Source organism: Candidatus Schekmanbacteria bacterium (genome assembly GCA_003695725.1).
Taxonomy (GTDB): Bacteria; Schekmanbacteria; GWA2-38-11; order GWA2-38-11; family J061; genus J061.
Genome location: RFHX01000042.1, coordinates 1 through 14,597, shown reverse-complemented (window position 1 = coordinate 14,597; position 14,597 = coordinate 1). Strand labels below are relative to the sequence as shown.

General features: G+C 36.9%; 13 protein-coding genes. 5 read left to right on the top strand and 8 right to left on the bottom strand.

Annotation, left to right across the window (positions count from 1 at the left end):
- Positions 1-206: 206 nt before the first annotated feature.
- Together D6734_01995 and D6734_01990 are read left to right on the top strand one after the other, a co-directional pair.
- Positions 207-1,430, top strand: coding sequence for a hypothetical protein (locus D6734_01995; protein RMF97530.1), 1,224 nt, complete (start codon positions 207-209; stop codon positions 1,428-1,430).
- Between the two features lie 11 nt (positions 1,431-1,441).
- On the top strand, positions 1,442-2,035 hold the full coding sequence (locus D6734_01990; GenBank protein ID RMF97529.1) for a DedA family protein: 594 nt from the start codon (positions 1,442-1,444) through the stop codon (positions 2,033-2,035).
- A gap of 7 nt (positions 2,036-2,042) precedes the next feature.
- Here D6734_01990 and D6734_01985 read toward each other — a convergent pair whose 3' ends face one another.
- A complete protein-coding gene (locus tag D6734_01985; protein ID RMF97528.1) occupies positions 2,043-2,684 on the bottom strand; it encodes a flavodoxin family protein in 642 nt (213 codons plus the stop codon).
- A 415-nt stretch (positions 2,685-3,099) separates the two neighbouring features.
- Here D6734_01985 and D6734_01980 point away from each other — a divergent pair, with 415 nt between their 5' ends.
- Entirely contained in the window at positions 3,100-3,819 is a 720-nt protein-coding gene (locus D6734_01980) for a PEP-CTERM sorting domain-containing protein (protein RMF97527.1), read from the top strand.
- Positions 3,820-3,954: 135 nt separating this feature from the next.
- Here D6734_01980 and D6734_01975 read toward each other — a convergent pair whose 3' ends face one another.
- From D6734_01975 to D6734_01945, 7 genes are all read right to left on the bottom strand, one after another.
- On the bottom strand, positions 3,955-5,883 hold the full coding sequence (locus tag D6734_01975; GenBank protein RMF97526.1) for an aconitate hydratase: 1,929 nt from the start codon (positions 5,881-5,883) through the stop codon (positions 3,955-3,957).
- A 192-nt stretch (positions 5,884-6,075) separates the two neighbouring features.
- Entirely contained in the window at positions 6,076-6,933 is an 858-nt protein-coding gene (locus tag D6734_01970) for a 4-hydroxybenzoate octaprenyltransferase (GenBank protein RMF97525.1), read from the bottom strand.
- Positions 6,933-7,628 carry a bifunctional demethylmenaquinone methyltransferase/2-methoxy-6-polyprenyl-1,4-benzoquinol methylase UbiE gene (ubiE, locus tag D6734_01965; protein RMF97524.1) on the bottom strand — a complete coding sequence of 232 codons (696 nt, stop codon included), beginning with the start codon at positions 7,626-7,628 and terminating at the stop codon, positions 6,933-6,935. Before ubiE ends, D6734_01970 begins: the two co-directional genes overlap by 1 nt.
- 49 nt (positions 7,629-7,677) lie before the next feature.
- Positions 7,678-8,058, bottom strand: a complete 381-nt coding sequence (gene acpS, locus D6734_01960; GenBank protein ID RMF97523.1) for a holo-[acyl-carrier-protein] synthase — start codon at positions 8,056-8,058, stop codon at positions 7,678-7,680.
- Between the two features lie 10 nt (positions 8,059-8,068).
- On the bottom strand, positions 8,069-8,884 hold the full coding sequence (locus D6734_01955; GenBank protein RMF97522.1) for a 3-deoxy-8-phosphooctulonate synthase: 816 nt from the start codon (positions 8,882-8,884) through the stop codon (positions 8,069-8,071).
- A gap of 17 nt (positions 8,885-8,901) precedes the next feature.
- On the bottom strand, positions 8,902-9,750 hold the full coding sequence (gene nadC / locus D6734_01950; GenBank protein ID RMF97521.1) for a carboxylating nicotinate-nucleotide diphosphorylase: 849 nt from the start codon (positions 9,748-9,750) through the stop codon (positions 8,902-8,904).
- A 2-nt stretch (positions 9,751-9,752) separates the two neighbouring features.
- On the bottom strand, positions 9,753-12,422 hold the full coding sequence (locus D6734_01945) for a valine--tRNA ligase (GenBank protein ID RMF97520.1): 2,670 nt from the start codon (positions 12,420-12,422) through the stop codon (positions 9,753-9,755).
- A gap of 142 nt (positions 12,423-12,564) precedes the next feature.
- Here D6734_01945 and D6734_01940 point away from each other — a divergent pair, with 142 nt between their 5' ends.
- Both D6734_01940 and D6734_01935 read left to right on the top strand, forming a co-directional pair.
- The gene (locus D6734_01940; GenBank protein RMF97519.1) at positions 12,565-14,070 is read left to right on the top strand and encodes a radical SAM protein; all 1,506 of its coding nucleotides are present in this window, start codon (positions 12,565-12,567) and stop codon (positions 14,068-14,070) included.
- 53 nt (positions 14,071-14,123) lie between these two features.
- A partial coding sequence (locus D6734_01935) for a hypothetical protein (GenBank protein ID RMF97531.1) occupies positions 14,124-14,597 on the top strand: 474 nt, incomplete at its 3' end.

Below are 14,597 nucleotides of genomic sequence, written 5' to 3'. Positions count from 1 at the left end.
GTTTATAAGTTTTAAAAAACAATTCACTTTTTAAATAAAATAAATTTGCAAGTGTGTAAACGAACTTTATTCATTTTTATTGTTATTCTCGACATTGATTTTTTTTTCGAAGAGTATAAATTTCTTGACATAAGTTATACATAGTGGCTTATAAACTCTTTGTTGAAGAAATTTGATTTATACTTATACCATTTTTAGGAGGGGAAATGATGTTTGGAAAGAAATTTGCGGCTCTTATTCTTGTTCTATCATTGGCAATAATATTTCCTTCGTGCGGCGGTAAAAACGCCGAATTTAGAAAACTGATGAAGGAAGGCGAAAAATACTATGGCGCTTCAGAATTTGAAAAGGCAATAGAATCATTTAAAAAAGCTTCGGAGTTAATGCCCAATGACCCAAATCCATACCAAAATATAGCAGTATGTTATTCAAATCTTTTTCTTGCTACGAAAAGTGAAACGGAACACAAGCTGGCGGCTGAACTTTCTGAAAATGCAATAAAATATTACAAGAAGGTTTTAGAGCTTGACCCTGAACGAGCTGATGCTCAGATGAACATCTCCAATGAATATGCAAAAGTTGCCGCAATGTTTATGGATGACGGAGATTTGCCAAATGCAAGAAAATATCTAAAAAAATGGCTTGAATTTGATCCTGCCAATGCAGATGCCTATTACAGAATGGGAGTTTTAGATTGGGGACTTTGCTTTGCTGTTAAAAAACCTGAAGTACTGCTTGGCACAGATGAATTCATCGACAAGGTTGCGGCTGATGAAAATGCAGTCAAGGCAGTTGCCAAAGCAGGAAGATTAAAAAAAGAAGATGCATTGTCGCTTATAAATCTTATTAAAACGCCTGAAAAAGATGTTTTGGCGGCAATCGACAAAAAAGTCTTTATAGAAAAATTAAAAAGAATAAAAGACATCGATGACGAGCTTGCAGAAAAGATTTATGCATGCTCAACAGAAGACACTTTTGATATTTTAAAATGCATAATAAATGCAGCCCCTGATTTGTCATTCACCAAATCCAAACAGGCTCGCGCAATTTTCACTAAAAATCCCGATAATATGGCTATTTATGTGAGCAAAGAATTGGGAATCAAAAAGACATATGCAAGCAGAGCTATTTCCGAATTAATGAAACATCTAAAATACGAAGCTATAGCAGATGGTTTGGCAATGTTGGATAAATCAATAGAAATAAACCCAAACGCTCCTGATACATATCAATATAAGACTATGCTATATGTTGAAAAAATCAAACTTGAGAAAGATAGAAAACTCCTCAATGAATATGCGAAAAAAGCTGAAGAAAACTTCATTAAAGCAAGCAAACTGCGCACACCTGATAAAAGTGAAGAGGACCTTCAGAAAGATGTCAAGCAACTGCGCTCTCAGCTAAAACAGCTTATGGCTAAAAGAAGGTAAGAAAAGATTTAATGCTGAGAAAACTTTATGATTGGGTCCTCCATTGGGCTGATACTCCATATGGAGCGCCGGCACTTTTTTTACTCGCTTTTGCGGAATCTTCGTTCTTTCCAATTCCTCCGGATGTGCTGCTAATAGCGCTTGTTATTTCTAAACCGCGCAGGGCATTCAAGTTTGCACTTATTTGCTCAATCGGCTCGGCCCTTGGAGGAATGCTGGGATATGGAATCGGTAAATTTTTGTGGGAATATGCGGGGATTTCATATTTCTTTTTTCACTATGTGCCGGGATTTACACCTGCAGTCTTTGACCGTGTAAGCAAAATATATAATGAATGGAATTTTTGGGCTGTTTTCACAGCAGGCTTCACCCCCATTCCATACAAGGTTTTTACAATAGCTGGAGGCGTTTTTTCCATAAATTTCCCTGTCTTTGTTCTTGCTTCAGTTATTTCAAGGTCTGCACGCTTTTTCATTGTGGCAGGACTTTTGTGGAAGTTTGGCGAACCTATAAGGGAATTCATAGATAAATATTTCAATATTCTCTCGATTATTTTTGTAATCTTACTTCTTGGGGGATTTATCCTTTTGAAGTACGTATTTTAATAGAAAATTAAGTGCCGAGGGCAAAACTTTTCAGTCTTTCACTAAGTTTTTTGCCAAGTTGATGTGCTTCTTCAATCTTATCAGGTTGTTTTGAAAGGTCAGGAATTATCTCATCTGTAATTTTTGTCCCTTCACCCATAAACATATAAATTGCTCCAACTTTGCAGGTTTCTCCATATCCACACACAAAACAGCATGCCGCCCCTTGAGCTGTAATCTCCCCAATACACTCAATCTGATTATATTGGAAAAAGGTTTTGATGTTTTCTGCAGGAGCATTGGGCATACCTCCCCCAACGCCAACAGCAATACCGAGCTTCCCCGCAACTGCCTTCCCCTCACGATGTCTGAATTGATAAAAACGTTCCATAAAGCAGTGCGTCAATCCATTGAGTACTGAAAAATAATTAGGAGCACCAATCACATAGGCATCTGCCTCAACAATTTTTTTGCGCAACTCTGTCATATCATCTTTCACTTTACAGATATTATCTTTTACACATCCAAGGCAGGCAATGCAGGGAGAAATTTTTTTCCCTGCAAGAGAAATGAATTCACTTTCACAATCAACTGTACTCAAAACCTCCTGCACAAGCCTGTCTGTCGTCTTGTTCCTGCGAGGGCTTCCTGATATTCCCAGTACTTTCATAATATTCCTCCTTTACTCTTAATCTATAACAACTCTTTTGCATAAATTTTTAAATAATTCAAATCATTATCACTTGGCAACTGATAATTTCTTTTGAGTCATATACAATTTAATTTCGCAGTGTCAGTAAAAAGATATTGAAAGTGTCGGTTTTTTGAACACTTTTTTATATTATTTTTCAGTATGTTAGCATTATTCTTAAGTTTATATGTCGACTTTTAAGACACTTTTTTCATCATATCATAATTTATTTTTTTAACGGTACAATCATAGAAATGAAAATAATTCGAAATTTCAATATGTTAAAAAAAAATGATGTCTGAGCAAAGAATTGGCACAGTTATTGCTTAAAATTAAAGAGCAACGGTTGGATGATTCGTATAATTTTTGAAGCATCACTTTAAAGGGAGAGATAATGATGAAGACATTTAAAGTATTAATTCTCAGTCTTATATTTTTTGGAACTTTCTTGGTAAATTCTCAAGCCATTACACCTGTTGACCCCAATTTTTATGAGATTCCAAGCAATTATCACTATTATGCTCCATCGAGTCTTGATTTTTATGATTCTGATGATGACTCTCATTGGACAGATATTTCTCTTGGCTTTACCGTCGAAATTGCAAACAAGACCTATGACCGCTTTGCCATCGATTCAAATGGATATGTCCAATTAATGGACGAGTTTGACACCGACTCCAATTATGGATATGGATATGAATATGATTTGATTGCTGACAACCCTGATGGTACATACCTAATGGCAGCTTATGATGATTTATCATCTTACTATTATGGACATTATGGTTACAAGCTCGAATCGAACCGCGCCATATTCTTTTGGTACACTGAAACATATGATGATGAAGATTCCGATTATCTAAATGAATTTGAAATAATTTTGTATGATACAGGCAGAATCGAATGGCATTTCGGTTGGCAAGATTATGATTCATATGGCTATGACCTTTTCTCTGGTATATATCTCGGAAACACCGGACAGCTCGCCGAATTGACAAGCGATATAATTCCTGATAGCCAATCATTTGCTTTCCCTATTCCAGAGCCTTCAACATTCGTTCTTCTCGGACTTGGACTTTTGGGCGCAGTTGGATTAAAGAAAAAGATGAAATAATATTTGATTTAGAACCTATAAAGCAGGAAATCAGAAAAATGGTTTCCTGCTTTTTTATTGCCAAATCGAATTCCGCAAAAAAGGCAGAGCTTCAAGACGAAACTCTGCCCTTTTAAAATTTTTGCTTAAATTTATTTACTTAACATTCTTTTTAGTATAGTTGAGCAATCCTCCGGCAAGGATTATTGCCTTTTGCCTTTCGGTCAAATCATAGGTTGCTTCGAGTGTCTTCTTCGTCCTCAAGTTTCTTACTTTGAGAGGTTCATTGTTTTTCAACGCTTTATGAACATTTTCAATCTTGAGTGTATCACCCTCTTTCAAAGAGGCGTAATCTGAATCTTTGCTGAATCTAAGGGGAAGAATACCAAAATTAACTAAATTCGCCCTGTGTATTCTTGCAAATGATTTAGCGAGAACAAATTTGATTCCCAGATACATAGGAGCAAGAGCCGCATGCTCACGGCTTGATCCTTGTCCATAGTTTTCACCACCTATGATGAATCCTCCTTTATTCTTTTTTGCCCGTTCAGAAAAATTTGGATCAACAACCTCAAAAACATGTTCAGATATTTTAGGTATATTCGAGCGAAGCGGTAAAATCTTTGCCCCTGCTGGCATAATGTGGTCAGTCGTTATATTGTCACCTACTTTAAGAAGCACTTTTCCCGACAATGTATTTGGCAATGGTTTATTTTTCGGAAGTGGAGCAATATTTGGTCCCCTGACAATCTCAACCTTGCTTCCGTCTCTTGGCGGCTTTACAATGAGATTATCATTTACAATAAACTTTTTCGGCATTGAAACTTTTGGGAACTTCCCAAGTTTTCTTGGATCTGCAATTTTCCCTTTGAGAGCAGTTGCGACAGCCACCTCGGGGCTTGCAAGATAAACCAATGCATCTTTTGTACCGGAACGTCCAAGAAAATTCCTATTGAATGTTCTTACAGTAACACCGCCACTGCAAGGAGCTTGTCCCATACCAATACAGGGACCGCAGGCTGATTCAAGGATTCTAGCTCCAGCGGCAACAATTTCAGCAAGAGCTCCATTCCTCGATATCATCTCAAAAACCTGCTTCGAACCCGGCGCCACAGCAAAACTTACATCAGGATGGACTTTTTTGCCCTTCAAAAGCCCTGCAACAGTCATTAGATCCTTATATGAAGAATTTGTGCAGCTTCCAATTATGACCTGTTGAACAGGTTTACCTTCAATTTCCTTTACCTTACAGACATTGTCAGGTGAATGGGGCTGGGCAATCAATGGTTCTAACTTATTCAAATCGATCTTTAAAACTTCATCATATTCGCAATCCTTGTCCGCTTTCAATTCCTTCCAATCCTTTACTCTCCCCTGTGCTTTGAGGAACTCTTTTGTTACTTCATCACTCGGGAAAATCGATGTTGTAGCACCAAGCTCAGCGCCCATATTTGTAATGGTTGAACGTTCCGGGACACTCAAAGTTTTTACGCCGGGACCTCCGTATTCAAATATTTTTCCAACTCCACCTTTGACTGAAACCTGCCTTAATACCTCGAGAATAATATCTTTGGCAGAAACACCAGGACGGAGCTTTCCTGTCAGTTCAACAAGAACTACTTTGGGTGTGGCAAGATAAAATGGTCCTCCCCCCATTGCAACTGCAACATCCAACCCACCTGCACCGATTGCAATCATTCCGATGCCGCCGCCTGTTGGTGTATGGCTGTCAGAGCCAAGAAGCGTTCTGCCGGGCACACCAAAACGCTCAAGATTTACTTGATGACAAATGCCGTTTCCCGGCTTTGAAAAATAAATTCCATACTTTGCCGCTACAGACTGAAGATAACGGTGGTCATCAGCATTTTCAAAACCCGACTGTAAGGTATTGTGGTCAACATAACTTACAGAAAGTTTTGTTTTAACTCTCGGTATTCCAAGAGCTTCAAACTGCAGATATGCCATTGTCCCCGTAGCATCTTGGGTAAGAGTTTGATCAATTTTTATTGCAATTTCTTCACCGGGAATAAGCTTTCCGCTTACAAGGTGTGATTTTAAAATCTTTTGAGTTAGATTCAATCCCACTTCTTCATCCTCCTTCCATTAAATTGGCATTATGAATATTTTGAATTTTCAATAAAACTTTTTTCTAATACACAAGAATTGAAAAAAAGTCTAATGAAAAAGGGATTTTCAGGCAAAATTATACAGGTCTTCTCGAGTGTCGAGGTATTGCTAAACAAAAAAGAAGGGAAAAATTCACCTACAACTATATATCTACCGTAAAAAAATGTCGGCAATGGTAAATATCATAATTGCAACGCTAACTACTGCATTGACCGTAAAAAATGCCTGATTAATTCGACTCAAATCGCTTGGTTTTACGATGAAATGTTCATAGGCGATAAATATTCCGCATAAGACAATTCCTAATATATAAAATCTTCCAAGCGCTGCCGGATATGAAAGTATTATTAAAAATAATATCATTATGGCATGCATAATTCTTGCTGTTAGCAGAGACTTCTCAATGCCAAACTTTACCGGAAATGAATAAAGACCTTCCTTTTTGTCAAACTCGATATCCTGCAATGAATATAAAATATCAAAACCTGCTGTCCAAAAAAGGACTGCGCAACCAAGCAAAATTGAAATCAATGAAATTTCCTCCTTTACAGCAACCCATGCACCAACCGGTGCAATTGCAAGAGATAAGCCGAGAAAGAAGTGAGAAAAATAGGAAAAACGCTTAGTAAAAGAATAAAATGATATTATGAAAATAGCCAATGGAGAAAGTAGAAAGGCAAGATGGTTTATTTCATATGCTGATATCTCAAATATTAAAAGGGCAATAAAAGCGTAAAAAAACATCTGTTTTTTGCTCAACCTGCCAGCAGGTATTGCTCTGTTTTTAGTCCTCTCATTTTTTCTATCATATTCAGCATCTACAATTCTGTTAAATGCCATAGCCCAACTTCTTGCACCAACCATTGCAAGGATAATCCAGAAAAAAAGTTTGATTTCCGGTAAAGAGTCGATTGCCATAAACATTGAAGTTATAGCAAATGGCAAAGCAAAAAGAGTATGTTCAATTTTGATGTCTTTCAAAAATTCGATAAATTTTACTTGAGCCATTATTCTTTTACGCCTGTATGTATTGTAGCAATTCCAAATGAAAGGTCCTTAAATTCAACATCTTTGAATCCTGCTTCAATGAGTCGTTCGGACATTTCTTTGCGGCTTACAAACCCCTCTACAGAATCCCTCAAATAAGTGTATGCAACTTTATCTCCAGAGATTATCCGTCCAATGAAAGGAAGCACAAATCTCAAATAGGGACGAAACAGCAGAGACAAGAAAAGGCCCTCAGGTTTATAAAATTCCAAAATTACTGCCTTCCCTCCCCTCTTTATCACTCGTCTCATTTCTGATAATGCTTTTTTCAATTGGGAAATATTTCTTAATCCAAATGCAACTGTTACTGCGTTGAAAGATTCATCCTTAAAGGGGAGGCAAATCGCATCTGCAGAGAGGACTCGAATTTCCATTATTTTTGGATTATTTTTTATTTTTTTGATGCCATGAATCAGCATTTCAGTGCAAAAATCTGTTGATACAACCATTGCATCGTTTTTCTGCTCCTTGATTTCAATTGACAAATCAAGAGTTCCAGCACATATGTCAAGGACACTGCTGCCTGCTGAAAGGGCAATACCTGCAGTCTTTTTACGCCAGCTTCTATCCAACCCAAAAGATAAAAGATGATTCAAAAGGTCGTATCTTTGGGTAATAGAAGCAAACATTCTTCTGACATATTGAGGAGTTGCCATCGCTTTATCATCTAAATAGGGAAATCATTGAAAATTCTTTTATCAACCTCTAATCCTTCTCTACAACAACCATCGCAAATGCACAGGTATTTGTATGGGATATAGAAATAAAAATCTTTTTCATATTTTTTTCATTGAAAAGCTCGAGCGCTTTTCCATATAGAGTCACAATCGGTGTGCCTGATTCTTCATTTAGGACCTCAATATCCTTCCATGATATACCTGAATTCTTTGCAGGGGAAAGAGCTTTGAATACAGCTTCTTTTGACACATATCTGCCTGCAAGCGTCATTAAAAAATTTTTTTGTCCTGCAAGTTCCCTTTCTTTCTCGGTAAATATCCTTTTTATAAACCTTTCCCGTCTTTTTTCCAAGACAGATTTGAATTTTGCTATATCTATATGGTCTATACCAATGCCGCAAATACTCATCTTTTTCTCTTTATCTCTTCACAGCTTTTTCTATGGCTTTTGCTTTTCTGATGAGTTTTTTCAATGCACCAAGAGAAAGTGTATTTGGCGCATCACAAAGGGCTTTCGCTGGATTGGTATGCACTTCGGCATAAATGAAATCGACACCAACTGCCGATGCTGCGCAAACAAGTGGAAAAATATATTCGCTTTCTCCTCCTGATGAAACACCTCTTCCACCCGGTAATTGGACACTATGAGTTGCATCAAAGCCGACAAGAGAAGGCATCTTTTTCATAATTTCTATTCCTCTAAAATCAACAACCAAATTATTATATCCGAAAGTTGTCCCTCTCTCTGTAAGCATAATCTTCTTATTGCCAGCGCTTTGAATTTTCTCAATGATATTCGAGACATCACGAGGAGCAAGAAACTGCCCCTTTTTGACATTCAAAGGTTTACCAGTCTTTGCCGCTTCAATAAGAAGGTCTGTCTGACGGCAAAGAAAAGCAGGAATTTGAATCACATCGAGTACCTGCGAAGCATCAACCGCTTGATTTGGTTCATGAATATCAGAAAGTATTGGGACTCCTGCTTTTGATTTCACATTTGCCAAAATATCGAGACCTTTTTCAAATCCCGGCCCCCTAAAGGATTTGATCGATGAACGATTTGCCTTATCAAAGGATGATTTGAAAATGTAAAAGATTCCTTCCTTTCTGCATATGTCTTTTACCTTTTTGGCGATGTCAATACAAAGTTTTTCACTTTCAATTACACAAGGTCCTGCTATAAGAAAAAATTTTCCACCTTTTCTGACTTTTTTGCCTGAAATGCTAAATATCATCAAAATATCCCCGTGAATTATGAATCAAGAGGCTTGATTATCATACTGATATCTTCTGCTGCGGCTGAATGAGTTAGCGCTCCAATCGAGATGAGGTCAACTCCTAATTTGGCTATTTTACCAACATTATCAAGGGTTACCCCTCCCGAAACTTCTATTGTCGCTTTACCATCAATCAATTTAACCATCTCCTCGAGTGTTTCTTCATCCATATTATCAAGCATTATGATTTCAACACCTGCATCAAGGGCTTCTTTAACTTCTTCAGGCGTGCTTGCTTCTACTTCAAGTTTAAGATAGTGAGGCACAAAATCCCGCATTCTGCTTACAGCTTCAGTAATGCTTCCAACCATTTTTATATGATTATCTTTAATTAAAACAGCATCAAAGAGCCCAAATCTGTGATTCTTACCGCCTCCAACTCTTACTGCATATTTTTCAAGGACACGCCATCCGGGTGTTGTCTTCCTTGTATCTACTATCTTGGCTTTTGTTCCTTCTACTTGTGAGGCAAATTTCGATGCATATGTTGCAATCCCAGAAAGACGTTGTACATAATTGAGAATCACTCGTTCATGGGTTAGAAGAATATGTGCCTCAGCTTTGATGGTTGCAATCGTCGATTTATCTGGGACATGGTCGCCATCTTTAAAATTTGCATTAAATTCAAAATCCTCAGTAACCTTTGATAGTATTCGCGGTACGATTTCAATCCCCGCCAAAACCATATCATCCTTTGCTATCATTTCTCCTATGGCAGGAACCTTTTCATAAAGGACTCCATTTGTGGTAATATCACCTGTCCCCACATCTTCTTCAATAGACCATTCTATAAGGGGGTCAACTTTTGTCCAGTCTATATTCATCTTTATGCCTCAAACATATTGAGATGATTCTCAATCCTTTTTATTTCTTTTTCTACTTTCTCGAGTTTCCCTTTTTCTTTTTCAATAACATCTGAAGGTGCATTAGCAAGAAACTTTTCATTTGCCAATTTCTTTGAAGATGTTGCTCTGTCTTTTTCAAGTTTTGCTTTTTGTTTCAGAAGCCTCTTTTTCTCTTCATCAATATCAATAAGCCCTTCCAAAGGAATATAGGCTTCAAAAAAATGGCTTACAGCAACTGCCGACTGCTTCGGCTTATTCATTCCAACGCCAAACTTGATAGATTTAGTCCTGCATAAAGCTTCAATATATCCCTCATAAGATTTTACCCTATTTAAGTGAATTTCATCAAAGAAATTAATTATTAAGTCGATTCTACTTGCCGGTGAAATATTCATTTCGCCTCTTACATTTCTTACTCCATTTATTAGGGCTTTTAGTTCCTCTATCTCCGAAACGCTTTCCATAGCATATTTTACATCATCTTCTTTGGGGAAAGGTGCAATAGTTATGCTCTCTCCATGGTTAGGTAAAAAATGCCATATCTCCTCTGTGACAAAAGGCATAAAGGGGTGAAGTAGGCGCAAGGTTTTTTCCAGTATATCAACTAGCACAAATCTGATACTGTCTTTTCTTTCTTCATCTATATCTGATTTCATCAGGTCAGTCTTTGCCAACTCGATAAACCAGTCACAATATTGATGCCATAAAAATTGATAAATAGCGCTCGCAGCATCATTGAAGCGATATGCGTCAAGGGCATTGCGGACAGTCTTTATGAGTTTTTTCAATTCTGCATATATCCACTTATCAATAGTTTCAAGCGATAGACATTCGCCTGCTCTTTTAAAATCGAAATCATTATTGTCCAAATCAATATTCATCAACACAAACCTTGATGCATTCCATAGCTTATTTACGAAATGCCTGTATCCTTCGATTCTTTCCTCCGATATCTTGACATCTCTTCCCTGAGCCGCAAGAGCTACGAGCGTGAAGCGAAAAGCATCGGTCCCATATTTGTCAATCATCAAAAGAGGATCGATTACATTTCCTTTGGATTTCGACATTTTTTGTCCCTGCGCATCACGAACTAACGCGTGAATATAAACTTCACGAAATGGGACATCACCTCGAAATTTCAAGCCCATCATTATCATTCTGGCAACCCAGAAAAAAAGTATATCAAAACCCGTTATAAGGCAGGAAGTAGGATAAAAAGTTTTCAGTGCATCTGTTTCTTCGGGCCAACCCAAGGTTGAGAAGGGCCAAAGGGCTGAACTAAACCATGTATCGAGGACATCAGTTTCCTGCTCCAAATTCTGTGAACTGCATTTTGCACAGTTTTGTGGAACTTTCGTTGCGGCAATTATTTCGCCGCAATCTTTACAATACCAAATTGGAATTCTGTGCCCCCACCAAATTTGTCTTGAAATACACCAATCACGAATATTTTCCATCCAGCTGAAATATGAATTTTCCCACATAGATGGAATAATACGAATTCTTCCGTCACGAACAGCTTTAATTGCCTCTTCTGCGAGAGGTTTTGTTTTTACAAACCACTGCTTGGAAAGATAAGGTTCTACGACAGAACGGCATCTATAACAATGTCCCACTGAATGGTTATAATCTTCAACCTTAATCAATAAGCCTTGCCTTTCGAGGTCATCCAACACCTTCTTTCTTGCCTCAAATCTATCTAACCCTTGATATTTTCCTCCATTCTCATTGATTGTGCCGTCAACATTCATTATATTTATCATTTCAAGATTGAAACGAAGACCTATTTCAAAGTCATTGGGGTCGTGGGCTGGTGTAATTTTGAGACAACCTGTACCAAACTCCATATCAACATAATCATCCATTATTACAGGAATTTCCCTATCCATTAGGGGGAGGATGACCGTTTTGCCTTTTAATGCCTCATATCTTTCATCATTGGGATTCACAGCCACAGCAGTATCACCTAACATTGTTTCAGGACGGGTCGTTGCAACTACAACACCTTTTGAAGGATCATCGGCAAATGGATATCTGATATGGTAAAGAGCACCTTTCTTTTCAGAATATTCCACTTCAAGATCTGAAAGCGCTGTTCGGCATACTGGACACCAGTTGATTATATAATTTCCTCTATAAATCAATCCTTCATTATAAAGGCGCACAAAAACTTCCCTTACAGCAGAAGATAGCCCCTCGTCCATCGTAAATCTTTCACGGTCCCAATCGCAGGAAGCTCCCAATCGTTTCAATTGATTTATAATGAATCCTCCATATTGTTCTTTCCATTTCCAAACACGTTCAATGAACTTTTCCCTTCCAAGCTCGTGTCTATCAGTACCCTCCTCTTTGAGCTTTTTCTCGACTACATGCTGTGTGGCAATTCCCGCATGGTCAGTGCCGGGCATCCACAGGGTATTGAAGCCGTCCATCCTCTTATAACGGATAAGGACATCCTGCAGAGTATTGTTGAGAGCATGTCCCATATGAAGCGATCCAGTAACATTTGGGGGAGGTATTACAATTGAATAGGGAGGTTTATCCGATGAATCATCTGCATGAAAATATTTTTTCTCAAGCCAATAGTCATACCATTTTTTTTCAATGTTTCCCGGTTCATATCCCTTTTCTATGATCTTTCTTTTTGCCATGTTAACCCCTTAAATAACTCTCCAACTTATTGAAAAATAACGATGGAAACTAACAGATTGATTTATTTGTGTCAAGAGAGTCTTTGGTGGGAAGAAATAAAAGAATTGAAAAAAAATACCCATAGATTTAAGATGAAAAACGATGAACATATTATTGATTTCACCACCTCATTATCGATTGTTTGACTTTTCATTAGATAATATCATTCCATGGGGATTAACATATATTGCTTCAGTAATAAAAAAAAGCGGGCACAAAGTAAAAATTTATTGCACTGAGTTCAATAAAGAACTTACATCTCTTGGCTTCAGGAATTTCAATCTTCTATACATCAAAAACAGATGGCAATGTTATAAGACAATTGAGGACATAAATGCTCCGATATGGGATGAAATAGAAGGTGTCATTAGCAGTGTTATGCCTGATATAGTAGGAATTACATCAGTTACACCAACATACGACTCTGCGGTTAATATTTCGAAAATTGTAAAAAAAATTGATAACAAAATTCCTGTCATTTTCGGAGGAATTCATTCTTCAATATTTCCTGAAGATGTAATTAAAGAAGATACAATTGATTTCGTTGTCAAAGGGGAAGGAGAAGAAACTTTTTCTGAGCTGATTGAATCAATCAATAGAGGAAATGATTTCAAGAATATAAGAGGAATCTCCTATAAATCAAATGGAGAGATTATCAATAACTATCACCGTCCTTTAATTGGAAATCTCGATGCCATTCCCTTTCCCGCTATCGATTCCATTATAAATTATGAGGATTTTCCCCTTCCGAGTTTAGGCTATATTTTAACCTCAAGAGGTTGTCCTTATGAATGCAGCTTTTGCGCCTCCTGTGCAGTATGGACAAGAAAACTTCGGCTGCGAAGTCCTGAAAATGTGTTATCCCAAATAAAGTTTACCAAGGAGAGATATAGAATCAGTCAATTCTGCTTTTTTGACGACACTTTTACCTATGACAAAAGGAGAGTAGAAAAGATTTGTGAACTAATATGTGCTGAAAATTTAAAAATATCGTGGGGTTGCTACACCCGTCTTGACGCTTTGGACGAAAACTTGCTTTTAAAGATGAAAAAATCAGGATGTGCCAATGTTTCTGTAGGGATAGAAACAGCAAGCGATAAAAACCTTGAAAAAATGGGAAAGGGATTTAGTACTTCTGAAATCATTGACAAAGTAAAGCTCATCAAAAAAAATGGAATAAAAATAAACGGATTTGTAATCTTAGGTTTTCCCGACGATAAAGAAGAAGATTTTTCAAACTTAAAAAAATTTGTTAAAAAAATCAAAATTGACACACCTGATATGAGCGTTATGACTCCATATCCTGGCAGCAATCTTTATGAAAAAATGAAAGAAAAAGGGAAAATTCCCTCTAATTTAAGATGGTACGCCTTTTATCCTCACAATCCAGAAATGAATCTCACCACGATTGAGCAAAGCAAATTTGAAAACCTTTTGATTGACTTTGCAAAATTTCAGCACAGATTTCGTCTAAAGAATAAAATGAAACTTCTTTTTAGTAACCCTAATATTTTTTTAAAGTGGACAAGTAATTTTTTTTCATTATTATTCAGCAAAGATGGCAAAGGAATAAAAAAGATAATTAAATTATTTTCTTTCAATAAATAACCGAACAAATTAACAGGAATATATAAACGAGTTACTGTAAATCCACTTTTTACATCAATATTCTACAAAAATATTGGAAACTAAAAAAATTGAAAGTTCTTTTATGCCACAAATTTCTTTTTGATAATGGAGGAAGTGAAAGGTTTCTCTTTCAACTTGAAGACATTTTGAAAAAAAAGAATCATGAGGTGTCTTTTTTCTCAATGAACGACAAAAGAAATCGTGAAAGTCCTTATTCAAAATACTTCGTAAGCAACATCAATTATGCGAACAACTCACTGATATATCAGCTGACACACTCGTTAAAAACCATTTCCCGTTTCATCTATTCTTTTGAATCCAAAAAAAAGATTGAAGAACTTATAAGAGATATTCATCCTGACATTGCTCATATAAATCTCATCTATCACCACATTTCGCCATCAATACTTTACGCATTAAAAAAGCATAACATTCCAGTCGTTATGAATGTCAACGATTGTAAACTCGTATGCCCTAATTACTACTTATATAATCCTGTTTCTAAT